At 67.7% G+C, this 25,437-nt stretch carries 23 protein-coding genes; 14 read left to right on the top strand and 9 right to left on the bottom strand.

Annotation, left to right across the window (positions count from 1 at the left end; genetic code table 11):
• The first annotated feature begins 14 nt into the window (after positions 1-14).
• From ACTWOL_RS10735 to ACTWOL_RS10725, 3 genes are all read left to right on the top strand, one after another.
• Positions 15-863, top strand: a complete 849-nt coding sequence (locus ACTWOL_RS10735; RefSeq protein WP_474296388.1) for an immunity 49 family protein — start codon at positions 15-17, stop codon at positions 861-863.
• 225 nt (positions 864-1,088) lie between these two features.
• Positions 1,089-1,628 carry a hypothetical protein gene (locus tag ACTWOL_RS10730; RefSeq protein WP_474296387.1) on the top strand — a complete coding sequence of 180 codons (540 nt, stop codon included), beginning with the start codon at positions 1,089-1,091 and terminating at the stop codon, positions 1,626-1,628.
• A gap of 430 nt (positions 1,629-2,058) precedes the next feature.
• Positions 2,059-2,430, top strand: coding sequence for a toxin-antitoxin system YwqK family antitoxin (locus tag ACTWOL_RS10725; RefSeq protein ID WP_474296386.1), 372 nt, complete (start codon positions 2,059-2,061; stop codon positions 2,428-2,430).
• Positions 2,431-2,905: 475 nt separating this feature from the next.
• Here ACTWOL_RS10725 and ACTWOL_RS10720 read toward each other — a convergent pair whose 3' ends face one another.
• From ACTWOL_RS10720 to ACTWOL_RS10705, 4 genes are all read right to left on the bottom strand, one after another.
• The gene (locus tag ACTWOL_RS10720; RefSeq protein WP_474296385.1) at positions 2,906-3,328 is read right to left on the bottom strand and encodes a hypothetical protein; all 423 of its coding nucleotides are present in this window, start codon (positions 3,326-3,328) and stop codon (positions 2,906-2,908) included.
• A 97-nt stretch (positions 3,329-3,425) separates the two neighbouring features.
• A complete protein-coding gene (locus ACTWOL_RS10715; RefSeq protein ID WP_474296384.1) occupies positions 3,426-3,950 on the bottom strand; it encodes a MepB family protein in 525 nt (174 codons plus the stop codon).
• 213 nt (positions 3,951-4,163) lie between these two features.
• Positions 4,164-4,697, bottom strand: a complete 534-nt coding sequence (locus ACTWOL_RS10710) for an LppU/SCO3897 family protein (protein ID WP_474296383.1) — start codon at positions 4,695-4,697, stop codon at positions 4,164-4,166.
• 119 nt (positions 4,698-4,816) lie between these two features.
• Positions 4,817-5,437 (bottom strand): hypothetical protein, encoded by a 621-nt coding sequence (locus ACTWOL_RS10705; RefSeq protein WP_474296382.1) that lies wholly within the window; start codon positions 5,435-5,437, stop codon positions 4,817-4,819.
• A 201-nt stretch (positions 5,438-5,638) separates the two neighbouring features.
• On the opposite strand from ACTWOL_RS10705, the gene ACTWOL_RS10700 reads away from it, so the two are divergent.
• From ACTWOL_RS10700 to ACTWOL_RS10690, 3 genes are all read left to right on the top strand, one after another.
• On the top strand, positions 5,639-7,837 hold the full coding sequence (locus ACTWOL_RS10700) for an acyl-CoA dehydrogenase (protein ID WP_474296381.1): 2,199 nt from the start codon (positions 5,639-5,641) through the stop codon (positions 7,835-7,837).
• Between the two features lie 105 nt (positions 7,838-7,942).
• The gene (locus tag ACTWOL_RS10695) at positions 7,943-9,130 is read left to right on the top strand and encodes a lipid-transfer protein (protein ID WP_474296380.1); all 1,188 of its coding nucleotides are present in this window, start codon (positions 7,943-7,945) and stop codon (positions 9,128-9,130) included.
• 93 nt (positions 9,131-9,223) lie between these two features.
• Entirely contained in the window at positions 9,224-10,876 is a 1,653-nt protein-coding gene (locus ACTWOL_RS10690) for an MFS transporter (RefSeq protein ID WP_474296379.1), read from the top strand.
• 27 nt (positions 10,877-10,903) lie between these two features.
• Here ACTWOL_RS10690 and ACTWOL_RS10685 read toward each other — a convergent pair whose 3' ends face one another.
• The gene (locus tag ACTWOL_RS10685) at positions 10,904-11,461 is read right to left on the bottom strand and encodes a MarR family winged helix-turn-helix transcriptional regulator (RefSeq protein ID WP_474296378.1); all 558 of its coding nucleotides are present in this window, start codon (positions 11,459-11,461) and stop codon (positions 10,904-10,906) included.
• Positions 11,462-11,749: 288 nt separating this feature from the next.
• On the opposite strand from ACTWOL_RS10685, the gene ACTWOL_RS10680 reads away from it, so the two are divergent.
• Positions 11,750-12,496, top strand: coding sequence for a DUF4142 domain-containing protein (locus ACTWOL_RS10680; protein ID WP_474296377.1), 747 nt, complete (start codon positions 11,750-11,752; stop codon positions 12,494-12,496).
• 248 nt (positions 12,497-12,744) lie between these two features.
• Here the strand turns inward: ACTWOL_RS10680 and ACTWOL_RS10675 are convergent, their stop codons facing one another.
• Together ACTWOL_RS10675 and ACTWOL_RS10670 are read right to left on the bottom strand one after the other, a co-directional pair.
• The gene (locus ACTWOL_RS10675; protein ID WP_474296376.1) at positions 12,745-13,134 is read right to left on the bottom strand and encodes a LuxR C-terminal-related transcriptional regulator; all 390 of its coding nucleotides are present in this window, start codon (positions 13,132-13,134) and stop codon (positions 12,745-12,747) included.
• A 429-nt stretch (positions 13,135-13,563) separates the two neighbouring features.
• On the bottom strand, positions 13,564-14,994 hold the full coding sequence (locus ACTWOL_RS10670) for a ricin-type beta-trefoil lectin domain protein (RefSeq protein WP_474301139.1): 1,431 nt from the start codon (positions 14,992-14,994) through the stop codon (positions 13,564-13,566).
• On the opposite strand from ACTWOL_RS10670, the gene ACTWOL_RS10665 reads away from it, so the two are divergent.
• Complete coding sequence (locus ACTWOL_RS10665) at positions 14,881-15,192, top strand: hypothetical protein (RefSeq protein ID WP_474301331.1); 312 nt, start codon at positions 14,881-14,883, stop codon at positions 15,190-15,192. The genes ACTWOL_RS10670 and ACTWOL_RS10665 overlap by 114 nt on opposite strands.
• A gap of 608 nt (positions 15,193-15,800) precedes the next feature.
• Here the strand turns inward: ACTWOL_RS10665 and ACTWOL_RS10660 are convergent.
• The gene (locus ACTWOL_RS10660; protein WP_474296375.1) at positions 15,801-16,574 is read right to left on the bottom strand and encodes an ATP-binding cassette domain-containing protein; all 774 of its coding nucleotides are present in this window, start codon (positions 16,572-16,574) and stop codon (positions 15,801-15,803) included.
• Positions 16,575-16,922: 348 nt separating this feature from the next.
• On the opposite strand from ACTWOL_RS10660, the gene ACTWOL_RS10655 reads away from it, so the two are divergent.
• From ACTWOL_RS10655 to ACTWOL_RS10630, 6 genes are all read left to right on the top strand, one after another.
• The gene (locus tag ACTWOL_RS10655) at positions 16,923-17,795 is read left to right on the top strand and encodes a MaoC/PaaZ C-terminal domain-containing protein (RefSeq protein ID WP_474296374.1); all 873 of its coding nucleotides are present in this window, start codon (positions 16,923-16,925) and stop codon (positions 17,793-17,795) included.
• Positions 17,796-17,816: 21 nt separating this feature from the next.
• The gene (locus ACTWOL_RS10650) at positions 17,817-18,893 is read left to right on the top strand and encodes a Zn-dependent alcohol dehydrogenase (RefSeq protein ID WP_474296373.1); all 1,077 of its coding nucleotides are present in this window, start codon (positions 17,817-17,819) and stop codon (positions 18,891-18,893) included.
• Positions 18,894-19,049: 156 nt separating this feature from the next.
• Positions 19,050-19,988, top strand: a complete 939-nt coding sequence (locus ACTWOL_RS10645) for a 3-oxoacyl-ACP reductase (RefSeq protein ID WP_474296372.1) — start codon at positions 19,050-19,052, stop codon at positions 19,986-19,988.
• A gap of 160 nt (positions 19,989-20,148) precedes the next feature.
• Positions 20,149-20,574, top strand: a complete 426-nt coding sequence (locus ACTWOL_RS10640; RefSeq protein WP_474296371.1) for a hypothetical protein — start codon at positions 20,149-20,151, stop codon at positions 20,572-20,574.
• Between the two features lie 12 nt (positions 20,575-20,586).
• Positions 20,587-22,938 (top strand): hypothetical protein, encoded by a 2,352-nt coding sequence (locus ACTWOL_RS10635; RefSeq protein ID WP_474296370.1) that lies wholly within the window; start codon positions 20,587-20,589, stop codon positions 22,936-22,938.
• A 6-nt stretch (positions 22,939-22,944) separates the two neighbouring features.
• Positions 22,945-23,691, top strand: a complete 747-nt coding sequence (locus ACTWOL_RS10630; protein ID WP_474296369.1) for a hypothetical protein — start codon at positions 22,945-22,947, stop codon at positions 23,689-23,691.
• Positions 23,692-24,049: 358 nt separating this feature from the next.
• Here ACTWOL_RS10630 and ACTWOL_RS10625 read toward each other — a convergent pair whose 3' ends face one another.
• Positions 24,050-25,255 (bottom strand): hypothetical protein, encoded by a 1,206-nt coding sequence (locus ACTWOL_RS10625; RefSeq protein WP_474296368.1) that lies wholly within the window; start codon positions 25,253-25,255, stop codon positions 24,050-24,052.
• Positions 25,256-25,437: the final 182 nt, after the last annotated feature.

Genomic DNA, 25,437 nt, shown 5'->3' with positions numbered 1-25,437 from the left:
GGAGAGCCGCGTTGGTGTCGACCATCACTCGCCACCCGTTTCCCACGGGGAATGCGGAAGCGGGCCTTGCCGTGCTGACGGAGGATGCACAGGAAGTGATCGACGGTCTGGAGGACCGCTCCACCAGGCTGGGTGATGCCCTGCACACTACGCTCACCCTGGCCAAGGGCCACTGCCTGTTGGACCCGCGGGCAGCGATTTTCCCCACTTGGGATGCCTGGGTGAACGCAATGCAGGTCGGCTCCGCCGTGTTCGCCGCAGCGATCACGTCCGAGGAGCACGTGGAGTGCCGCATCGCGCACAAGGACCGCACGCTTCAGGGCACCGGCCCTCAGTGGTATGTGAACCCGAGCAACTGGCTCAACGCCTTCTACCTGGCCGTGGTTTGCCGGGAGAAGGAAAGGATCACGTCTCTGTGCCGGGTGCCCATGTCCCTGCTCCGGGAGAACGGTTCGCACTTCGAGGAGCACCAATACGCTTGGATCGACACCCTCCAGACGTACTGGCTGGGAGGCCAGGATCTCGTCTCGAAGCTGGTTGCCGCGGTCGACGGCACCGAGCCGCAAATCGTCGCAGATCCGGAGATGGTGGGCAAGCTGCTGTACCCGCCGATGGAGATGTTCCATCGTTTTGTCCGTAAGGACCATGCCGGCTTCAACCGGGCGCTCGTCACTGCCCTGGAGTGGCACAAGGAGTACTGGAGCGAAGAGAGTCGTTCGCTCCAGGCCTCGGGTCTCGTGGCTCTCGCGCCGCTGGCCATGGCCTGCTTCGCCCACGACGCGGGAATCCCCATCGAGGTCGAGTCCGAGTACTTGCCCGCCACCCTGCTCGGTCGTAACTGGTGTGGCGAGTTCCCCACCTGATCACGCGGTTGGGAGCGCTTGGCGCTTGAGTGAAGGAGAATTCGATATCGGTCGTCTCCCCCCCCGTGGACAACGTCCCGGGCTACGAGTATGTGCTCGCCCTAGCCTCAAGGGGGACCGATGCCGAGACTGATGCGCGCGCCGCGTGAATGCGGTTCATGGTTCTGGGACCTCGCAGAGGTAGCTCCTCCTGGGATTCCCTCTGCATTGAGGGTTGCTGCCCGTATGGTCGATGTGCTGAGTCGGTTCGACCTGCTCACTCCGGTCAGTCTGGAGTACAAGTGGTATGTGCTCGGCTCCGGTCCCACCGGCATCATGAGTACGCTGCTCGTCTTCACTCCGCTGGATGATCAGGCCATCCCTGACAGGGTGTTCGGAAGCCGGCCCGCGGCCTTCCCGAAGGCGGAGATCAACAGCTTGCGTGTTGTTGGTTCCGGATCGTGGTTTGACACTGACGGGAAGGCACACAAAGAGCCGCGTCTGGTGGATCTGTCCGTGACGGCTGACCCGTATGGACCGACAGCGACTCTCGCGGTTCACCATGACATCTGGAGCCCGTTCGACTTTTCCGGCCGACCTCACCAGGCGGTGCAGCGCCGGAACGCGCCGCGGCTTGCCGGTGCATTGCGAGAGCTCAGCTCTGTGCTCGGGGTCGCCCCCGAGCTCGGCGATCCGACGTACTTCGGAGTTGCCACGGAGTTCGGCGTCGGGGTGCCGGATGCCGATGAAGACGGCTTGGGGCCAGATCTGACGGACAAGCTTTGAGCGATGGGAGCCTCGCGTCACCGAGGTCCACCTGTGAGACTTCCACGAAACCAAGCGCCTCGAGCGGCTACTCTCGTGACGCTCTCCGGCGGCACTGTTCAGGCGCACTTCGATGAGTGCCACTGCGCGTATCGGCACCATCGCACTTACCGACTTGGCTCAATCTCGGTCAAATCCGGTGATTGCAGGCGACGGTATCGAGTGCATCCGGAGGAGCAAGCCATGAGAACGGCTTCGGCGATGGATCTGGCCGGGAGGATGAAAAGGGTCGACTGGGTCGGATCGTTTCATCGAACTCGTTCACGTGTGGCACTGCACTCATGCGCGAATTCATGCGGCGATCTACTGTGTGGGCGCAGGAGGCTGGGTCCGGGCACGCATTCCGTTCAACCTGGATGAGGAGAGTCTGAACGCGTTGGATGAGGTTCGTATGCTGGTGCGCCGCATTGACATCGATGATCCTGACGTAGACCTCGACTATGACCACCGCCTGCTCTACCGGGGGGAACTGTTCACCGGTGAGGTGGAAGAGTTTATTGCCGGGCGTCGCGTGAGTCTCGAGACGTACAGGGGTGGATATTCGGATGGGCCATCCAATGCTTGGTACAAGAGTGGGGCTCGCCGGTCTGAGGGAATGATGTTGAGGGGGTTCGCATCGGGTGAGCTCAAGATCTGGCATGAAAATGGCGTCCTCGCGATGAGGAGAGTCAACAGTGAGGACGGCAGGCCTCCACTTGCTTTTTTTGAGTGGGATGAGGAAGGTCGCCCCACTCGCGAGTGGATACGTGCCGAAGAAGCCTAGCGGCTCATTTGTGGAAAGCTCCCGCGGAACGTGAATACGTCCGTGCGTGAGCTGGATGTTCGACATCGGGTGACGTGAGCGCGCGAAGCGGCATTCCGATCGAAGTCGAGTCTGAGTACCTTCTCGTCGCCCTCTTGAGGGGCAACTGGTGTGGTGAGTCGTCGACCTCAGAACGCGGTTGGGCTCGGGGGGCCGGTTTCGTTCCTGTGTGTGGGAACGGTTTCCATGGGGCGCCCTGTCGGAGTGTCGAAAGAGTGGCATCCGAACGGCATGCTCACGGCCGAGAGGGTCTTCTCCGAGGACGGGCTGACCATGCTCGCACCGAGCATGGAACGTGGACGGTCAACCCACGAGGAACTGGCGGAAGGAATCTTGGTAACCGAATGCCTGGCGCGGGCCTGATCGACGACCGCCTTCACGGCGCTCGTCGCGCAGCGTGTCGGCCTTGGCGGTGGGCGACCGGGACGATGACCGACTAGTGAGTCTGGTTCCCGGAACATTGCAGCGAAGTCTTCACGAGTGTGCCTGAAGCGTTGACCAACAGGTCGGGGATGTCTTCTTCGAAGAATCGGATCTGACCGATGGTCCCCACTGTGGTCGAGTGATGCAGCAGCCGTTCGATGAGCATCTCGACCTCGGGAAGGGATTCCACATGCACCTCTTGGCGAACGGTCAACGACCACCCATGGGGGCCTTGAATCAACTCGCCCACCTGTACTCCACCAATGCGCTTCGCCGGGCCCCGAGCAGACCAGACGGGGAACTCGTCGGAGTCTGAGTCCATGACCCCGTCTGCTTCATCCGGGTTGCCCAGATTCCAGCGCAAGTCGGATAGCAGTTCCTGTGGTACGGAAGGTTTCAGGTTCAGAGATACGTCAACGACGTAGAGGTCGGCCATGGGTTCACCCTATTGCTCTTGGCAGGTTGCCTCGGAGGCTGCGCGGTTGAGCCGGGGAAGGCAGCGTCGTCGGGCCCCATGGCAAGAAGGGGGGGCTCTACGGCTGGTAGAGAGCGCGGGCGCGTGCCGGGTCGGCAGGGCCGTCCGGGCCGAGGTGGAAGAAGTAGTTCACCTGCCATGCCTGGGTGCTGCGGGCCTGCCGGTTGGTCGTCGTCACCCACGGTGGGTAGACGCGGAAGCCCCGTTTCCCGCCGGTGAGGTTGCGGGAGACGATGCCGCGCTCGCACAAGACCTCGCGCGGGAACACGAACTGACCGAAGCCTTCGGTGTCGTGGCTGCTGATGACGAAGAGGTCCACCCCGTCGGCCGCGTCGAAGGGGCGGATCGGCCCCTCGTCGGAGCGCTGCCACACGGTGACGAACTGGCCCACCTTCGTCGGGGTGGTCTTGGCCACGCGAAACCGGACCGAGTGGTCGTCGAGCGTGAAGCCGCACGCCGCGTACTCGGCGCTCTCCGGTTCCGGTACCGGCAGTGAGCAGGTGAAACCGCTCGGGTCGTACACCAGCGCCTTCGCCGCCTGCAGATCACCGTGAAGCCCCGTCCACGGCTGATTCGTCACCATGCCGTCATCCTGCCATCGCGTTGGTACGCACCGTCTCGCCCCCCGGCACGCCACCGCCGACCCGTCCCGAGAAGTTCGCCCGCCCCGCGTCGGGGGCGGGCGGATCGGCTCACGGGATGGCCCGGTTCACGGCGGCGAGAACGGCTCGCTTGCGGCCGGGAGGCAGGCGGTCGGCATGTGGCGGTCGGCCAGGGAGCCGTGGCCGGTGGCGGCCTACTTCTTGATCTCGTTGAGGCAGAGCACGAACTGCTTGCCCGAGCTGCGCCGGCCGCCGCGGGTCTGCTCCTGGTAGCCGATGTCCGACTTGCCTTCGCACTTGTTGGTGTCCAGCGTGTCGGGGATCACCTCGACTACCTTGTACTTGGCCTCGGCGCCACCACACTCCACCACCTGCAGGTCGGGACTCACCGTGGACCCGGCGTTCTTGAGGCAGTCCCCGGCCTCCGCGTGGTCGGCATCGTCCTGGCTCGCGAAGTAGCCCACCACGCACATGATGAGGATTATTACGATGCCGATGCCCTTGAGGATCTTCATGATGCCTATGCCCCCGCTCCGGGACGGCTGGGCCGGCGGCTGCGGAGCGGACCACTGCTGCTGGGGCGGCTGCATCTGCATGGGCTGCTGGGGCGGGTGCGGCTGCTGCGGGTATCCGTAACCAGGCTGGGGCGGGTTCCCCTGCGGCGGCTGCTGCGCATACGGGCCGGGCTGACCGTAGGGGCCGGGGCTTTGTTGCGGCGGAAAAGTCACTTGAGAGTCCCCCGTGAACACGTGTGTACGTTCGATTGACGCGAGCACGCTACATCAATCGATCACCACGCCCTAATGCGGCGGCATTGCCTCGCGTCCCGCGCCCCGGAGCCCTCAGGTCAGCGACGCCTGCCAATGACGTAGGCGAGGCCCCAGGCCGCTCCGGCGGCGACTGCGAGCCCGAGGAGGGAGAGCCATTCGGTACCGCTCTGGCTGCCCCACCAGGCCTTGGCCGGAATGAAGGGGTCGACCTCCATCATGTCCCCGATGGCGGGCACCCCGCTCTGGTCGGCGATGACGAGCGGCACGGAGTTGGTGTAGCCGAAGAAGACACCGAACGGGGCCACAAGGGCGCCGCTGATCTGTACGCCGCCGCTGCGGCGCCCCACCAGGCCGACCAGTGCGCCGACCGCCGCTCCGTTGACGAGGCCGTGGAGCAGGTAGAGGACGTGGGCCGTGTTCGCCGACTGTTCCTTGTAGGTGACCACCGTGATGACGGTGTAGATCACCGAGACGACGACCGAGGCGAGGAACCCGAGGAAGAAGGCACCGACCGGATGACCGCGCGTCGGCCGCTGCCCGAAGGGTGCGGGGGGTGCGGGGTAGGGATGCCCGGGCTGCATCTGCGGCTGCCAGGGCTGTATCGGCGGTTGCGCCGGGGGCATCGGTGGTTGGCTGACATGCGGGTTGTACGGGTTGTGCGGCGGCTGGAACTGCGGCTGGAACTGTGGCTGACCCATTGATCCCCCGTAGAGCAGAGAAGGCAAGGGGAGCAAAGTTATCAACGGGTGCAGGCCCTCCTGGTATGTGCGGGTGCTGCGTGACGGGGCAGGCCGGTTGAGGTCTGGCGCGCGGTTCGGAGAGCACGTCACGGGCGGGCGGCGTACCTCACGATGCATCTGACCTTCCGTCAGATTGAAACGTGTTCTACTCTGCCGCGCATGGGCATCGGCGCCGGAAGCACGCACGGTGCGGTAAGCACCGGAAGCATCGGAATCACCCAGGAACAGGGCGAGTTGGCGGCCTCCGTACGCCGCTGGCTGGCGCGGGCCGCACCGCCCGAAGCGGTGCGGAAGCTGCTCGACGCACCTGCGGGTGCGGCCGCCGGGCGGCCCGCCTACTGGGACGGGGCCGCCGCGCAAGGCCTGCTAGGGGTGCATCTGCCCGAGGAGTACGGCGGCGGGGGCGGCACGCTCCTGGACCTCGCCGTGATGCTGGAGGAGACCGGGCGGGCCGCACTGCCCGGGCCGTATCTGCCCACGGTGCTCGCCTCGGCCGTGCTCGCCCGCGCCGGGCGGGCCGATCTCGTACGCGCTCTCGCCGACGGCCGGCGCGTCGGGGCCGTCGCCCTCGGGACCGGTTCCCTCACCGCCACCCGTACCCCGGGCGGCCACCGCATCGACGGGACCGCCCCGCCCGTCCTCGGCGCAGCGCGGGCGGACCTGGTCCTGCTCCCGACCACGGCCGGATGGCTCGCCGTGGACGCCGGTGAGCTCTCCATACGCGGACACGAGAGCGCCGACCCCACCCGCCCCACCGCCGAGGTCACCGCCGTCCGCGTCACCGTGCCCGAGGACCGCATCCTCGACATCGACCCCGGCCGTGTCATGGACCTCGCCGCCGTGCTGTTCGCGGCGGAGGCCTGCGGGACCGCCGCCTGGGCGGTGGGTACGGCCGCCGAATACGCCACCGTGCGCGAACAGTTCGGGCGGCCCATCGGACAGTTCCAGGCGGTCAAGCACCTGTGCGCGGACATGCTCGTACGCCTCGAACAGGCACGGGCGCTGACCTGGGACGCCGCACGGGCCGCCGACGGCGACCGCGACGCGCGGAGCCTCACCGCCGCGCTCGCCGCGGCCACCGCACTCGACGCCGCGTACAGCTGCGCCAAGGACTGCGTCCAGATCCTCGGCGGCATCGGCTTCACCTGGGAGCACGACGCCCATCTCCATCTGCGCCGGGCCGTCGTCGCCCGCCAGCTGCTCGGCTCCGGCGAGGCCCACCGGCTGCGTGCGGCGCGGCTCGCCGCGGACGGTGCCCGGCGGGAGCTGCGCCTGGAGCTGCCCGCCGAGGCCGCGCCGTACCGGGCACAGGCCCGTGAGGCCGTAGCCGCCGCCCAGGGCCTCGATCCCCGGGCCGCGCGTCGCGCGCTCGCCCCCACCGGTTACGCCGCCCCGCACCTGCCGCCCCCGTACGGCCTCGGTGCGGGGCCGGTCCAACAGCTCGCGGTGCAGCAGGAGTTGCGGGCCGCCGGGATCGGGCTGAGCGAACTGGGCATCGCCACCTGGGTCGTGCCGTCCCTCATCGCCTACGCCACCGAGGAGCAGAAGTCCCGCTATCTGCTGCCGACCCTGCGCGGCGAACTGCTCTGGTGCCAGCTCTTCAGCGAACCCGGCGCCGGCTCCGACCTCGCGAGCCTGCGCACCCGGGCCGAACGCACCCCCGACGGACGCTGGCGGATCACCGGGCAGAAGGTGTGGACGAGCGCCGCGCAATGGGCGGACCACGGGATCCTGCTCGCGCGCACCGACCCCGATGCCCCCAAACACCAGGGCCTCACCTACTTCCTCGTCGACATGAAGGCCACCCACGGCATCGACATCCGTCCGCTGAAGGAGATCACCGGGGACTCCTTGTTCAACGAGGTGTACTTCGACGGCGCTCTGCTGCCCGCCGACGCCGTCGTCGGCGAGGTGAACGGCGGCTGGCGGGTGGCCCGTCACACCCTCGGCAACGAACGCGTCCACATGGCCGACCAGTTGACCTTCGACACCGGACTGGAGGAACTGATCGCCCGCGTGCCCGGCCTCGACGACGGCTGCCGTGCCCGTATCGGCGCGCTCGCCGCCGAGGCCCACGCCCTGGCCTGCATCGGGCTGCGGACCACCCTGCGGCAGGTCGACGGCCTGGAGCCGGGCGCGGGTGCCTCCGTACGCAAGCTCATCCAGACCGCGCACCAGCAGAAGGTCGCCGAACTCGTGCTGGAACTCCTCGGCCCGGCGGGCGCGGTGCGTGAGGGCGCGGGTGAACGGGCCCTGCACGGAATGCTGATGAGCCGCTGTCTGACCATCGCGGGCGGAACGACCCAGGTGCAGCTCAATGTCGTCGCCGAGCGCATCCTCGGCCTGCCGCGGGACTGAGAACCGATCGACGGGACCGAGAGCCGACCGACGGGATCGAGAAGCGACCGACGGACCGAGAAGCGACCGACGGACCGAGAAACGACCGAAAGGGGCCCGGAAAAGATGAAGGCGTACATCGTCGGCGTCGGAATGACCAAGTTCGAAAAGCCCGAATCGCGGGACTGGCAGTACTGGGACATGGCCAGGGAGGCGGGCACGGCAGCACTCGCCGATGCCGGGGTCCCGTACCGGCTCGTCCAGCAGGCCGCCGTCGGCTACTGCTTCCAGCCCTCCACGGCCGGCCAGCGTGCCGTCTACGAGCTCGGCCTCACCGGCATCCCCGTCTACAACGTCAACAACAACTGCGCCACCGGCTCGACGGCCCTGATGACGGCGCGGCAGTTCGTCGAGGGCGGGGTCGCCGACTGTGTGCTGGCGCTGGGCTTCGAGAAGATGAAGCGTGGCTCGCTGGGCGGGGGAGGGGACGGCGACCTCAGCACCTCGCCGGTGGCGCGCCACTACGGGATCATGGCCGCCGCCCACGGCTTCGAGATGACCCCGCCCACCGCCCAGATCTACGGCAACGCGGCCCGCGAGCACATGGAGCGCCACGGCACCACACCGCGCCAGCTCGCCGCCGTGGCCGCCAAGAACCACCGGCACTCGGCCGCGAATCCGTATGCCCAGTTCCAGGACGTCTACGGAGTCGACGAGATCCTCGCCGCGAAGCCGGTCCACCAGCCGCTCACCCGGCTCCAGTGCTCGCCGACCTCCGACGGGGCGGCGGCGGTGCTCGTCGTCTCCGAACGCTTCCTCGTCGAGCACGGTCTGCTCGACAAGGCGGTGGAGATCGCGGGGCAGGCCATGACCACCGACACCGAGGACTCCTTCGCCACCGGCTCCTGCATCGACGTCGTGGGCAAGCCCATGTCGCGCGCGGCGGCCCTGCAGGCCTACGAGGTGTCCGGACTCGGTATCGAGGACATCGACGTCATCGAGCTGCACGACTGCTTCTCGGTCAACGAGCTGCTCACATACGAGGCGCTCGGTATGTGCGCGGACGGTGAGTCCGGCAAGCTCGTCGAGTCCGGGGCCACGACCTACGGGGGCCGCTGGGTGGTCAATCCGTCCGGTGGGCTGATCTCCAAGGGGCATCCGCTCGGCGCGACCGGGCTGGCCCAGGCCGCCGAGCTGACCTGGCAGTTGCGCGGGGAGGCGGGCGACCGACAGGTGCCGGGGGCCGGGACCGGGCTGGCGCACAACATCGGGCTGGGCGGGGCTGCGGTGGTGACCGTGCTGCGGCGGGGCTGAGCTCCTCGCGGCTGGTCCTAGGACCAACGGACCGGGACCTGTACGCAGAAATGTCGATGTACTGACCACGGGGTGGCTGCGACTATAACGGTCATGCCCCTCCCCACATCGAACACCACAGGTACAGCAACGGACACCACAGGCATAGAAACGAACACGGCAGACGCGGCGTCGGATCCCAAAGGCGCCGGATCGGACGGCATAGACGCCGGATCGGACACCCAAGGGTCCGGCGGTGCCGCTCCGGATACCGCAGGGCACGCCACAGCCGCGGCCCCGGAAGCCGCCGCAGTCGTCGTCCGCGGTTCCACCCCCGTCCGCGGCTCCACCCCCGCGCCCGGTACCGCGCGGATGTGGGCGGTCGTACTGGCCGCCTGCGCAGGGCAGTTCCTGGTGGTGCTGGATGTGTCGGTGGTCAACACCGCGCTGCCGTCGATGCGGGCCGACCTGGGGCTGAGCGCCGTCGGGCTGCAATGGGTGCTCAACGCCTACGCCATCGCGTTCGCCGGCTTCATGCTGCTCGGCGGACGGGCCGGGGACCTCTTCGGGCGCAAGCGCATGTTCCTCGTCGGACTCGGGCTGTTCACCGCCGCCTCGCTGGCGGGCGGTCTCGCCCAGGAGGGATGGCAGCTGCTCGCCGCGCGGGCCGCGCAGGGGCTGGGCGCGGCGGTGCTCGCGCCCTCGACGCTGGCGCTGCTGACCGCGGTCGTGCCCGAAGGGCCCGCACGGGCGAGGGCCGTCGCCACCTGGACCGCGGTCGGCGCGGGCGGCGGCGCGGCGGGCGGCTTCGTCGGCGGAGCGCTGACCGACGCGCTGTCCTGGCGCTGGACACTGCTGATCAATGTGCCCGTAGGCGTACTGGTGATGCTGTTCGGCGTCTGGCGGCTGACCGAGAGCCGGGCCGGGGGACGTCGCAGGCTCGACCTGCCGGGCGCGGTGCTCGTGACCGCCGGCCTCGCGACGCTCGCGTACGGCATCGTGCAGACCGAACAGGCGGGTTGGAGCGCCCCCGTCACCGTCGGCCCTCTGGCCGCGGGGCTCGTGCTGCTCGCCCTCTTCGTCGCGGTGGAGGCGCGGACGAAGGTCCCGCTGATGCCCCTGAAACTGTTCCGGGTGCGGTCGGTCGCCGCGGCCAACGCCGCGATGTTCTGCTCCGGCGCGGCCTCGTTCTGCCCGTGGTTCCTGATGACGCTGTACGCCCAGAACATCCTCGGTTACCGGCCGCTGACCGCCGGCCTTGCGCTGATGCCCAGCTCGGTCGCCGTGATCGTCGGCTCGAAGCTCGCGCCCCGGCTGATGGACCGGCTCGGCGCGCGCCATGTGGCGATGCTCGGCTCGTCGGTGGCGGCGGCCGGTTTCCTGTGGCAGTCCACGATGGACGCCCACGGCGGCTATGTCACGGCGATCATGCTGCCCGGCATCCTGATGATGACCGGCGGCGGTCTCGCGGCGACCCCGCTCGCCTCCCTCGCCACCTCCGGTGCCGCACCGGGCGATGCCGGACTCGTCTCCGGTCTGGTCAACACCTCGCGGACGATGGGCGGTGCGCTCGGGCTCGCCGTGCTCTCCACGGTCGCGGCGGCGCGTACGGGCGGGGCCACGGACCCGGAGGCGCTGACCGCCGGATACGCGCTGGCGTTCAGGGCCGGCGCCGGTGTGCTCCTGGGCGGGGTGCTGCTGATGCTGCTGTGGCTGCCCGGTGACAGAGCCGCCGGGGGCGGTGTCCCCCGCCCCACGCGCAGCTGAGCCCTGACGGCGCCCCTCCGCGGGCTCTCAACCGCCCTGCGGCAGGCCCCCTTGACGGCCCTGCGGCAGGGGCGGGTCCTCCCAGCCCAGCGGGTGCGAACCGCCACCACCGGCCGAGCCGGCCGGTTCACCGCCCGACTCGCCGCCCGCCTCGTTGAACGCGGTCAGGGCGTCGATCAGGGCGGTCCGCTGCCCGGGGTCCATCCGGGTCACGATCCCTGCGATCTCCTGCCGCCGCCTGGCCATGACGTCCTCGACGAGAACGCGGCCCTCGTCCGTGAGCCGCAGTACGGTCTCGCGCCGGCTGTCGGGGTTGGGCTGCCGGTCCGCGAGGCCGGCGGCGATAAGACGGTCGATCATGCGCATCGCCGTAGAGGGATTGACGCCGAGCCGGTCGGCGAGGACGACGAGCTTGGCCGGACCCTGGGTGGACAGCACCACCAGCAGCCGGAACTGCGGCAGTGTCACCCGCTCTTCGACAGCCGCCAGTGAACGGGCGGAGACCGCGACCAGCAGCCGGGATGCGGTCAGCACCGCACGCGTCACCGCATCGACGTCGTCAACACGCTGCGAAGACTGCCTCATGTCGGTCATACCTCCTTTCTATCGTGTCGTGCGGTCCAGCCGGCGCCCGCCCCGTCCACCGTCCGTGCGCGACCCAGCCACCGCTCGCGGCCACCCCAGCGCACCGTTCGTGCCCGCTTCGTCCACCCGCCCCCGGGTGAACTCCGGCCGGTCCCCGGAAATGTCCCGGGACCGCTGAACACGCCGGCGTCCGTGTCCGTACTGGTGGCTGCGCGCCGTGCCAGCCGCACCACACAGCTCCCGACGACATGAACGAGCACCACTCCATGCCGAACCGGGAGGCACCCCATGCGTCCGAACCGTCACGCCGTCGAGACCGGTGTCCCGCTACGGACGATCGCCGTCATCGCGGCCGTCTGCGCCGTCATCGCGACCGTGCTGATCATGACCCGCGGAAGTGACGACGGGACAACGGCCACGCAGGCCCCCGTCGGCGTCGCCGCGCAGAACGGCTACGGCCAGTCGACGGGCGCCGGCTACGGCCACTCCGGCTCGGGCCATTCCAGCGGTTCGGGGACGGACGGGGCGGACGGTTCCCAGCCCGCACCCGCCGGGCCCCAGCCGGTGACCGAGGTGGACAAGACGTTCCTGGTCAAGGTGCGGCAGGCGGGCCTGTGGGAGATCCCGGCGGGCCGGCTCGCGCAGTCGCACGCCTCGAGCGAGGCCGTCAAGCGTGCGGGTCTGCACCTCCTGGACGGTCACAGCAAGCTCGACCAGCTGGTGCGCGAGGACGCGGGCGTCCTCGGCGTCCCGCTGCCCGACCAGGCGACCGAGGAACAGCAGGGCTGGGTGCGGCAGTTGGAGGACGCACAGGGGGCCGAGTTCGACCGTCTCTTCGCCAACCTGCTGCGCGCCTCGCACGGGAAGATCTTCGCCACGATCGCCGAGGTCAGGGCTGCCACGCAGAACGATCTCATCCGCCGCCACGCCCGCCAGGCCAACCAGACCGTGCTCGACCACATGGAGGTCCTGGAGGACACCGGCCTCGTGGACAAGGCGACCCTCGAGGACGTCGAGAAGGCCGTGAGCCCTTAGTCGTCGTGCCATGTGAACCAGCGGCCGTGACGGTGCGGCGCGGTCAACTGACGGGCGACAGGGCAGACGCATCCCTGGATGGATCTTTTGCACTGTGCAATACTTTCGGCGAGGGGGGCTCGGTGAAGGGCCGGTCCCTGCCTGGGAGCTGTGAGCCGGCACGGTGCGCAGCGGTACACGGCACTTCCGGCCCCTCCGCCGACGCCCTCCTCGCCAAAGAAGCCCAAGACGCCAAAGAGTGCGAGCTGTCAGAGCCAGCCCTGGCGGCGGGCCGCCCGCACAGCCTCCATACGGTTGCGCGTACCGGTCTTGCCGATCGCCGACGAGAGGTAGTTGCGTACGGTCGACTCGGACAGGTGCACCTTCGCGGCGATGTCCTGGACGGTCGCCCCGTCCACCGCGGCGTTCAGTACGTCGCGCTCGCGTGGCGTCAGTGGACTCGGACCCGCGCTGAGCGCCGCCGCGGCGAGAGCCGGGTCGATGACGGTCTCGCCGCGCAGCACCGCCCGTACCGCCTCCGCGAGTTCCTCCACGGGCCCGTCCTTGACGAGGTAGCCCGCCGCGCCGGCCTCCATCGCCCGCCGCAGATAACCGGGCCGCCCGAACGTCGTCAGGATCAGCACCTTGCAGCCGGGCACCGTTCACGTTGCAGCTCGGGTAGGTCCTGTGTCCGCTCGTCTTTGAAGATGCTTCGGACTTCCTGCGCTGACGGATCGGTCTACGGGCGGGACCAGGGCGATACAGGGACGGGCTCGGGCTTGTTCGTGGTGAGGTATTCCGCGCTGTGGCGTCCGGGCTTGCGGGGGACGAGTAAGGCGAGCACCCAGGAAATGGTATTGCGGGACAGCTCTTAGTAGCAGTGGACCGGCAATCATATTCTATTGCCTGGGCTAACCCGAATGACGTCCATCACCGCGGACGCCCTAACTCTGAAGCGATAACACTGAAAGACCTCAACACTGCATGGGCCGGATACGTTCATCCGGCCCATGCAGATTTCCACTCTTATCTCGTTTACTGGGCTGAGCGATCGCCAGGTTCCTAGGGCCAGCCCTACTTCAACCCCGTCAACTCGGAAGAGAGAATTTTTGGGCGGCTGAACCGTTGCAGGGCCAGATTGTCAGCTTTGTGCCGTCAGCTAGGCCCGCATACTGCGTATTGAGACACTTTCCGGACTTCGTATTGCGGACAGCTCCATTGTATGACGCCCACTGCTGGGAAGATGACCCGTTGCAACCATTGATTACCACCGGACTGCCGTCGATAGTGGCGCCTCCACTGACATCCAGGCATTTCCCCAAGGCCACAAGAGTGTTGTTGCTTTGCTTGGACCATCGTTGGTTGTTGCTACTATTCCAACAGCCCCAGATCTGCACCCGGGTGCCATTAACATTATTGCCATTCGGCACGTCGAGGCACTTGTCTACGCTGGCGATACGGACAAGTCCGGTCGGGAAAGTCAGACATGCCTGAGGGGGAATCCAGCCTGGGCCAGTCGTCCATGTGGCACTACTAGCAGTGCTGCTGCCGGAGCCGAGAGGTACGCGGATCGTGCCATCAAAGGACCAGGATGCGAAGCTCCCCACATCGAAGGTGTATGTCCCGGTCACGTCTTGCGTCAATGGTCGCTCTACGACCCATGTGTATTCATTCGGTCCTGCTGTCGTCTGATTAGCACCTTGCGTCCATGTGGTAGTGGACCCCGAGGTGCGCGCAAAGCTTGTCTCCCAGCTCTCACTCCATTTGGACTCGATGGCGGCCTTGAATGGTGTTCCCTCTCCGCCGAGTTCGAGCTTGGCTCCAACTTCATACCCCTGGCGCACCGAACGGCCTATAGTCTCGGAATAGATACTGGACTCCGACTTCGAATATGTTCCGAGGGCTCCAGATCCCTGATGGAGCGCAGACCCTCTGCAGATGGGCTCCCCGAAATACGTGGATCCGCGAGTCACGGTATTCCATGTGCAGTAGGTTTTGTCCGCAGCGCACTTGGACGTGGCATACAAGCCTGCCAGCCCCTTATAGCGGGAATCGTTGTATTCTGATTGCACGCCACCCGAGGAAAAGGAAAGGTCCTTGATCGACCATTGCCGGTCAGTGTTCCCATTGCATTCGGACAGGACGATGGTCGGGTTGCTCCACTGGGAGGCGGATGCCGTTAGGCAGTTTTTTTCATTATCCGCCAGATTACGAATAAGGAAACGGCCCTGAGAAGTCGGCTGGAAGTAGAACTTCTGCGAATCAACGTTATTGCATACTCGAGTTACGATCATGTGAGCGGCGCCATTAGGTGTGGCGTATGGGCCTCCATCTCCATGCCCGAGGCATTTCTCCTGGCTCAGGTTGGTTCTAATTTGAAAAGTACCATCAGCGAATCTGCTTAGGTGGAATTTCTGGTTATTGCCGCCGTTGTTCTGCCATGCCCAAAGGTTGACCCATTCCCCCGTATCCCCACCGCTAACGTCGAGAACTGCCCCATCGTCAGTCCTGTTACTGATAAAGTTTATACACTGCTCCGGCTGACTGCAGTCGGCGGCGTGCGCCTCCTGCGCTGCCCCTGGGGCCAGGTTTATACCGAGAGCGGACGCGAGGAGTATCAAGACCGTGAAGACCGCACGCGTGCATCTCTGTGGGATATTGTTCATCATTTTCCCTTCATGCTCCGAATTGCAAATGGGTTATGGAGTAAGGGCTGAAAACAGCGCTCGGACGTATGTTCCTCGCGGTATTAAGTTGCGATGAAGTCAAGTTGACTAGCGACCCCTTGGACTGCGCAGGGTTGAGCCAGGCCGCTTGACAGCGATGGGCGTGGCGGTGTGGTAGCTTCCGAACCGCGGGGCCAATCCCGCACGTCGAGCAGCAGCAGCAGCAGCAGTAGTAGTAGTCGTGGTCGGCGGTCGTCTGCCGTAGCGACTAGGCTCCACCGAGTCCGACGATGTATAGCGGGGCGAATTTACCCAGCCGAAAGTGGTAGCGGTGCCGGCTCGTCGAGTATCCATTTCGCGGTACAGCGGCCCGGTTCTGCTCATGACCCCTCCCTGCACGCCCGATTAACACGCCAGGATTCTGTGTCCTAATGGCACCTTCCATCAGCGTTGAACTACGCTTCCGGATACCTATTGATCTGGCTGATCCTTGCCGACACCCAGCTCCGACTCGCCCACTCGCTGGCCGGACCTGGGGCACCCCGCTGATGGGGACCGGTTCATCTCCCTCAACACCAGGCGTAACGGCGAGCTACTCCCCGTGGCGTCGAAGGGGAGATGAAGGGGAGATAGGGAGCCAACGTTCCAGGGGACAGCCCTTAGTGGCTGCGCACCGCGACTACGAGCCGTGCATAGTCGTTGGCGCGGTGGGTCACGGTGGCGACCGTGCGCCCCAAGCGGTCCCGAACGTGAATATCCACGAGCTCACCGCAGCGGGTCACGGTGACCGTGCCCCCGTCCCTGGTCGCCAGGGTCACCATGCGCGTGCACCAGCTCGGTACAGCTCGGCGAACCGCTTGGAACCCTTGGTGCGGGCTTGCTGGACTTAGATGTTGCCCCGCCGGGCGTACGAGCGCATGGCGGCCCAGAAGTCCTGGCGGTGCTTCCACGTCGAGGGCGGCGGTCGGCTCGTCCAGCACGATCAGCTCCGGCGAGCCGGCGAGCGCGACGGCGAAGCGGACCCGCTGGGCCTGGCCATCGGAGAGCCGGTCCACCCGGCGGTCGGCGAACTCGCCGAGCCCGGCCAGCTCCAGTGCCTCGGCGACGGGCAGCGGGTCCGGGTAGGTGCGGGCGACGAAGGCGACCAGTTCACGGACGGTGACCCGGGGGACCTGGCGGCCCTCCTGGAGCATCGCCCCGACCCGGCCGGCGCTCACGGCCGCCGCGGGGGAGTCGTCGAAGAGCCGTACGGTCCCGGTGTCCGGCTCGTTCAGGCCGAGGAGCAGGCTGATGGCGGTGGACTTGCCCGCGCCGTTACGGCCGAGGAGGGCCACCGTCTCACCGCGGCCGATCGCGAGGTCGACACCCCGCACCGCACGGACCGGGCCGTAGGCCTTGGCCACCCCGGTGAACTGGACTGCTGTCTGCGTCATGCCCATGAAGCTACGGTTCGGGCCCGTGCGCCCGGCAGAAGCGCATGTACGCATCCACCGATGACAAATGTCCTGGGTGAGGGGGTCGACACACGGTTCTGACGCTTCGTCAGGAGCCTTCACAACTCATCGGGGGTGCGTTATACATAGGGGCCAGCCGGCCTAGAACGCGTTCTAGAACGGATGCGGGGTGCGGCCGGACCCGTAACGGCCTCGGTGCGGCCGACGGTGCGGACGGCCGCATCGAGGTCTTCCCCTGCGCTGCGATGCCCCGGTGCGGGGGAACGACGGAACCAGGAAGCCGGACCACCGGACCACCGGACCACGGAGTCAAGGAGCAGTACCTCCATGCCCATCGATGCCGCCAAGGCGATCGCGGCCGAGCCGCGCAGCACCGAGATCACCTGGGACCACAAGGACATCCAGCTCTACCACCTCGGCCTCGGAGCCGGCTCGCCCCAGGGCAGGCCCGGTGCGGCGACCGACCCCGACGAACTGCGCTACACCCTCGAGTCCCGGCTGCACGTCCTCCCCAGCTTCGCCACCGTCGCGGGCGCGGGCATGGGCGTCGTCGGCGGCCTCTCCGCCCCCGGCGTCGACGTCGACCTCGCCGCCGTGCTGCACGGAGGCCAGACGATCACGCTGCACCGCCCGATCCCCGTCAAGGGCCGGGCCACCAGCAGCTCACGCGTCGCCGCCGTCTACGACAAGGGCAAGGCGGCGATCCTCGTGCTGCGCACCGAGGCCGCCGACGGGGACGGGCCGCTGTGGACGAGCGACGCCCAGATCTTCGTACGCGGAGAAGGCGGCTTCGGCGGCGAACGCGGACCGTCCGCCCGCCCCGAACAGCCCGACCGCGAACCGGACACGGTCGTCGAACGCTCCGTACGCGAGGACCAGGCACTCCTCTACCGGCTCTCCGGCGACTGGAACCCGCTGCACGCCGACCCCGAGTTCGCCAAGCTCGCCGGCTTCGACCGGCCCATCCTGCACGGCCTGTGCACCTACGGCATCACGCTCAAGGCGATCGTCGACACGCTCCTCGACGGAGACGTGGGCCGGGTCCGCTCGTACGCGACTCGTTTCGCCGGGGTGGTCTATCCGGGCGAGACCCTGCGCATCCGGATGTGGCGGCAGGACACCGCCGTGCAGGCGTCGGTGACCGCGGTCGAACGGGACGACGCCCCCGTGCTCGCCGACACCCTCGTCGAACTCTCCTGACCTCCTGAAGGGAGCCGCACCATGCGCGCAGCCGTGCTGCACGAGATCGGCCAGGACAAACTCGAAGTCCTCGACGATGTCGAGGCGGTGGGCTTCGGCCCCGGCAAGGTGAAGATCCGGGTCCGTGCGACCGGGCTGTGCCACTCGGACGTCTCGGCGATGAGCGGGGTGCTGCCGCAGCCGGCCCCGTTCGTCCCCGGCCACGAGGGTGCGGGCGAGATCACCGACGTCGGCGACGGGGTGACGAGCGTCAAACAGGGCGACCGGGTGCTGATGTGCTGGCTGCCGGCGTGCGGCTCCTGCCCCGCCTGCAAGCGCGGCCAGAGCCAGCTGTGCCTGGCCGGGTTCATGAACGCCGGCACCCCCAACTTCCGTCGCCCCGGCGGCGATGTCTTCGGATTCGCGGGGACGGGCACCTTCGCCGAAGAGGTCGTGGTCGACGCCGGCTGCGCCGTGCCGATACCGGACGACGTGCCCTACGACATCGCGGCCCTCATCGGCTGCGGAGTGACCACAGGACTCGGCGCCGCCATCAACACGGCCCAGGTGACGGCCGGTTCGTCGGTCGCCGTCATCGGCTGCGGCGGCGTCGGCATCTCGACGATCCAGGGCGCGCGGGTGCGGGGTGCGGCGCAGATCGTCGCCGTCGACCCGGTGGAGTCGCGGCGCGAGTCGGCGCTGCGTTTCGGCGCGACCGAGGCGGTCCCGCCAGACGCGCTCGCCGACGCCGGGCAGCGGATCACCGGCGGCGAGGGCTTCGACTACGTCTTCGAGGTCGTCGGAAAGTCGGCGACGGCCAGGACCGCGTACGAGACGACCCGGCGCGGTGGCACGCTGTGCATCGTCGGCGCGGGGGCGATGGACGACTTCCTGCAGCTCAACATGTTCGAGCTGTTCTTCGACGAGAAGCGGATCCTGCCGTCGATGTACGGAGGCGGTGATGTGCTCCGCTCCTACGAACGCGCCATCGCGCTCTGGCGGGCGGGCCGGATCGACCTGGAGTCGCTGATCACGCACCGGGTGCAGCTGCCGGAGATCAACGAGGCGCTGAACCAGATGCGTACCGGTGAGGCGCTGCGCACCTGCATCGAGATCTGACGGGAACCGCACATAGCCGAAAGGTTCGGCGAGCCCTGCGCGAGCCCGGGCGTCCGGTGGGCCCGCACGTCCGGTGAGTCCGGCGTGTGCGGTGAGCCCGCACGTCCGGTGAGCCCGTATGCCCGGCGCGTCCGGCGAGACCTGAGAGGACCGTTCATGTCACTCCCCCTGGAAGGCCTGTCCGCCGTCGTCACCGGCGCGGGCCGCGGACTCGGACGCGCCGAGGCGCTCGAGCTGGCCCGGCTCGGTGCGAGCGTCGTCGTCAACGACTTCGGGCAGCCCGGACGCGACGGCTCGGGCGAGGCGTCGGCGCAGCCCGCGGAGGCGGTCGCCGAAGAGATCCGGGCGGCGGGCGGCAGAGCGACGGCCCACCTCGGCGACGTCGCGGACTTCGAGGCCGCCCGCGGTCTGGTCGATCTGGCGATCGGCACCTACGGCCGGCTGGACATCCTGGTCAACAACGCGGGGATCCTGCGGGACCGGATGATCTTCTCGATGAGCGAGGAGGAGTGGGACGCGGTGATCCGGGTCCACCTCAAGGGCCACTTCAACACGACCCACTTCGCGGCGGTCCACTGGCGGGAACGCTCCAAGGCCGCCGGAGCCCCGGTGTACGGGCGCATCGTCAACACCTCGTCCGAGGCGTACCTGGCGGGCTCGGCAGGGCAGCCCAACTACGCCGCGGCGAAGGGCGGCATCGTGGGCCTGACGACTTCGACGGCGCTGGCCCTCGCCAAGTACGGCGTCACGGCCAACGCGATCTGCCCGCGCGCCCGGACCCGGATGACGGAGGACGTCTTCGCGAACTTCATGGAACCGGGCGAGGGACGTCTCGACCCCCTCGCCCCCGAACACGTCGCCCCGCTCGTCGGCTATCTCGCCTCCCCGGCCGCTTCCGGCGTCAACGGCCAGCTCCTCGTGGTCCACGGCGGGATGGTCGCGGTCGTCGAACGGCCGAGGGTGGCCGCCAAGTTCGACTCGGTGAAGGAGACGTTCACCTACGAGGAGCTGGACGGTCTGCTCTCGCCGTACTACGAGTCCCGGACGGGCGAGACGTTCGCGGCGGCGGAGGTGCTGGGGCTGAAGCGAGGGTAGCCCTCGAGGCCTCCATGTCTCACCACGCGGGCTGGTGGCCGAAAGTTTCTGGTCCGGCCCGTGCGTGCCGCGCTCGCTCGTATATGCACAAGCAACCTCCGTTAGGGTCCTTGCCGAAGGAGCGTGACCAGGCCGACAGCAGGATGACGGGGGATCTGTCTTGTCGTTCGACAAGGAGTGGGCGGCTGCCCGGACGCAGGCTTCGCAGAACACCGCGATGCGGCTCAACACCGCCGACCCGGGAGGGGGCGGTGGGGCCGGGCCGGATCTGAGCGTGAACCGCGACGACCTTGGCGCGATCGGTCATGACGCGTACGAGCTGTACGGCAGGCTCGGGGTCGACGGTGACCACGCGCGGCCGACGACATTCACCGCGGCGGTGGCGCTCACGAACGGTGGCTTCGTCAGCGGCTCAGGACTGTTGAAGGTCCATGACCGGTGGGACAAGCAGCTGCGCACCCTCCGGGACGCCGCGGCACAGATCTCCAACCATCTCGACTACACGAAGGCCGCCCACGCCAAGGACGACGCCGCGATCGCCGGAGCCCTGCTGTCCGTGTCCAAGCTCAACGAGTACCTGAAGTAGGCGGCGCGGCAGATGCTGAAATACGACGACGTCGTCAACGCGCCGGTGAAGCAGCTGAAGGAAGCGGTCGACGACTGGGCCGAGATGGTCACCAGGCTGAAGAAGCTCGCCGAGGACGCCCGCAGAGGCATGAAGGCCAAGGCGGACAAGGCGGACTGGCAGGGCGTGAACGCGAGCGTCGGCAAGCAGTTCATCGCGAAGACCGCGAAAGAGTTCGAGGACGCGGCCGCGCAGGCGAAGGGCATCCACCAGCTTCTCGCGGAGGGGCATGCGGCGTTCAAGAGCGCCAAGGACCAACTCGGCAGGATCCGCGACGACGAGGGCCCGAAGGCCGGCATCCACGTGGACGCGAACGGCAAGGTGAGCCCCCGCGACCCGCTGGAGAAGTACAAGGCGGCACGACACGAGCCGGACTACGAGCAGTTACTGGCAAAGCAGCGTGCGGCTGTCGCGGCGTGGCAGAAGAGGATCGACGACATTGTCGAGAGCTGCGACGATGTCGACGAATCTCTGAACCGGGCGCTCACGGCGAATGTGACGGACGATCACAACTTCACCGCGCCCACGTACACGAGTCTGGACAAGGAAGAAGCCGCTCGCGCGGCCGCTCTGGCCGCAAAGGGCAAGAACCTCAGCAACGCCGAGCTGGCCCAGCTCAATGAGCTTCTCCGCGACAACCACAAGTCGAAGGACTTCACGCAGACCTTCTACAACACCCTGGGCCCGGAGAAGACGCTGGAATTCTTCGGCCACATGACGGAGAGCACCTATCCCAAGGGGGAGGTCGACAAAACCCGCCTGAGCGGCGTGAAAGACCTCCAGGAGAACCTGGGTCTCAGCCTCGCGACCGCAAGCCACGACGGCAGGTTCGCCCAGGAGTGGAGCAGTGAGTTCAGGAAACTCGGCACCGAGAACATCACGCTGGAGAAGGGCCGGCCGCCGTTCGGGGGATCCCCGACGACGGCTTATGGATACCAGCTTCTGGGCGGCATCCTCCGCTACGGCGACTACGATCCGAAGTTTCTCAACCCCATCGCCGAGCATGTGGTCCAGCTCCACGAGAAGGACCCCCACAAGTTCTCCACGAACGACGTGTTCAACACCAGTGGCCCCTATGCGTACAACCCCTCCGGGGTCAACGGGGCCGGCTACGACCCCGTGGTGAGCGTCCTCGAAGCCCTCGGCCACAGCCCGGAGGCGTCCAAGCAGTTCTTCTCCGCCGACCCGACCCTCTACAACGAGGACGGCACCGTCCAGAGCGGTACCCCCGACCTCGGCAAGAACGCCGACGGCGAGAAGATCAGCAGCTACCTCGACTACTTCGCCAACGAGAAGTACACGGCGCGTCCCGACACCGACGGGGGAGTCCTCCCCAAGGACACGAAGAAGACCGACTTCGTATCCGAGGCCTTCGGCCACGCCCTGGAATCGGCCACTCTGGGCTATGCCTGGGACGCTCCCAATGCCCGAATTCCGCGCGACGAGACCTCGGTGGACATCATGGAGAAGGTCGTCTCGCTCTACGGGGACGACGCCGGCCTGCTGAGGAAGCAGGAACCCATGGCGGACAGTCTCGGACGCATGGGTGCGGGATATATCGACGACATCAACTGGGCGCTGGACGACCATGAAACGGGCAGTGTCTTCGCTCCGGGGAAGAACCCGGAAGGCCATGCGGAGTTCGAGCGGAGCGACGTACGCAAGTTCCTGAGCACGATGGGACAGCACCCCGATGCGTACGCCTCACTGTCTGTCGCGGAGAGTGTGTACACGGGCAGTGTCCTAGAGGCGAGCGTCGACGCTGATGGCACTGTCGACAAGGCCGACGCGCGTAAGGCTGTGAGGATCGGCGCCGAAGTACAAGGGATGCTCGACCAGTCGCGGGCAGATCAGATCGGCGCCGAATGGGAGAAGAAGCACGAGGACTACCAGAAGGCGCTTGAGAAGCGCACCGCATGGGTCGAGTTCGGGACGACCGCCGCAATCGCTGCCGGTGTCGCCTTCCTCCCGGCCACGGTTGCTGGTGCCGGAGCCGCCGCGATCCTCGTTCCCCTAGCCGTGGACACCGGAACCGGCGTCCTGGAGACGACTGCGGGGAACATCATCACCGACTGGAGCACCAAGTCGGAAGAGGACTTCAAGGATCAGGGGGAGCAGGAGACCAAGAAGAAGCAGGGGCAGGTCTACACCATGGGCGAGGAGATGGTGCGGTCTCCTTACAAACACTTCCTGGCGCTGCACTCCTTGACCGACGACAAGCAGTTCACCGAGGACCTGACGACGGGGGCCAGCGTCGGGTACGGGACGGGTGCCAACCGGGAGAACTGGCAGGGCAACGATCCCGAGACTGAGAAGGACGAGTGAGCCGTCGTGGCGGTGTGGAGAAAGCTGTTGTCCGGGTGTGCCGCGTGGGCGCTGTGCTTCGTGGCGACCGGCTGCGGGGCGGACGACGCGCCTGCCGGGCCTCCCATGGTCACGGCGCGAGAAGCGTGTGGTGGGTTGTTCATGGGGGATGCGGCCACTGCCCTGGAGTCCCTGATAGGGACGGAGCAGTTTGAGTCCAGAACCGAGGACGGGGTGGCCCGTCTGGTGAAGAGCCTGCTCGATGACGCCAGGATGAGCAGTGATCCCAGCGACAAGCTCTGTTCCCTGTCGCATCCGGAGAAGGTTCGGACTGCCATCAGGCTGACCATCTCCCTGAGTACCCCGCAGGGCGTCACGGTGTCGCCCCGCGCTTCCCACTCCCACCCGCCGACCCCGGACTCGTCGCAGACGCCCTCGAAACCGACCCGGGACGTGCCCACGGTCTCCACGGACTGGTACAGGTTGGGCCAAGAAGAAGCACTGGTGAGTTCGCTCTCCGGCCTGGTGACATTCAAGTGCGACAGCCCGAGGCTGAACGGACTGATGGCCAATCCGGCGCTCGTCACCACCGACTTGGACAACAACTACCCGAAGAAGCTCCTGACCATCAGCAAGGCCGACAGCGAAGCATCCCTGATCGTCCTTCACACTGCAGCCCTGGCCGTTGCCAAGGAGCTTCGCTGCAAGAACAACGGCGGGCTCCCGGAAAAGGCGACACCCTTCAAGCGCCTACCCGCACCGCCCTCGTCGTGATGCCCCAGGCGCATGCGGGGCGGTAGCAAGGGGCCGTCACGACCTGGTGGTGCTGGTCGTGACGGCCCCCTGCCGTCCTGCTTACTGCGGGTTGCCACCCGTGGGGCGGCGGTGGCGGCCGTGGGTCGGAGTCGTGGAGTCCTCCGACGCCGCCGCACCGCCTCGATGCTTTCCGGCGGCGCCGGCTTCGGCCTGGTTCCCGTCCGGCCCCTGCGGACGCGCCTGGGTCGGGTCGGTTCGGGCTTCGGGCATGTGGGACGTTACCCCCGTCGTTCGTCGCTGATCTCATTTCGCAAGGGAGCCCTCACCTCACCATCGGCGTCCGGACGGTGTACCGCGTAGCCCCCGGCCGGAAAGTCTAACCAGGGGTCAGACGCCCTCTGAGGGGCGCCTGCTGCAGCGGTACGGGCTTGCACGCCGCAGGGCGCAGATCGCCCCTGCGTCCTTCCCCACCTGCGGACTCCGCCGGTGCCGACGCGATGAGGGAAGGGGCGGGAGCCGCGGCCGGGGGCATCGACACCCGGGCCACCGAGCAGGGGGCCGCCCCCGTCGTACAGGGCAGCCGCAGCTCGCCCTGCCGGGTCCACATCCCGGCTCCGGGCAACCATCCCTCCGGAGCGGCGAGTTGGATCAGCCGGCGCTCCGCGGGCCGCCAGACTCCCAGCCAACTGCCCGCCGCCCCGTCGATCCGCAGGGCCACCGCGCAGCTTTCCGGCGCCAGCATCCGTCCCGGCTGGATCGCGAACGGTGTCACCGCGGCGTCGGCCAGTCGCAGGCACTCGGGGAACCGCACCGGTTCCAGGCTCCCCAGCACACCCCACCCCAGCCGGTCGTGCCCCGCCGCGTCCGAACGGATCAGCAGCAGCCCGCTCTCCGCGTCCGCGAGCAGCAGCCGGTCGTTGCTGCTCTCCGTGATCTGCAGCAGCGGGCTCACCTCGCCGCCGCGCTCCAGGTCGACCGTCACGGCCTTGGTGGTCCCGTCCGCCTCCCGGTCGAGCGCCAGTATCCGGCCCGTACGGTCCAGCCACACGCCGCCCGAGCAGCGCCCGGGCACCTCCGCGACCCGCACCGGCCCGAACGCCCCGCCCGCCACCAGCCATACCGCCGTGGTCCGCTCGCCCGGAGCCAGCGCGTACACACAGCTGCCGTCGGGGGACGGCGGCAGCAGGGTCACGTCCGCCGACTCGATCGCTCCGAGGAGCCGTTCCCCCGTGCCGGGGCCGGCGGGGTACAGCAGTGAGAACGCCTGCCGGCCCGCGACCCGCCGCCGGATCAGCACCCGGCCGTCGGCCATCGGCGCCACTTCGGAATCCGGCTCCTCCGGCTGCCCGAGGGGCAGCGCGACGGCATAGGGCTCGGGTCCGTCGAACGTCCACCGCTCCACGAACCGCGTGTCCGCCGCGCCCGCGAGACGTGCCGCGTAGCAACCGTCCGCACTGAGCCTGAACCCGGTGTCCGGGAGCCGCACGGCTTCTTCGTCGCCGGAAAGCCGCAGGGCTTCACCGGGGAACCGAGCGGCTTCGTCGTCCCCGGACACGGCTTCCTCGATGGCACACGCTGTCATCGGCTCGTCACCTCCGGCCACCGACGCTAGTTTTCGCACTCCCACCCGAACAATGCGTGAGGGCCCTCTTCACACATACGTGTGGCCATATTTCCGTTCGCCTGAGCGTGACAGGCCGGTTGTGCTGCGCGGTGCCGCGGACGGACCGTGGCCGCAGCCATGGATGTGCGTGGACGTGCCTT

The sequence above is a fragment of the Micromonospora sp. IBHARD003 genome (assembly GCF_056106285.1).
Note: the sequence above shows the minus strand (reverse complement) of the source record. Positions and strands in the feature narration are given on the sequence as shown.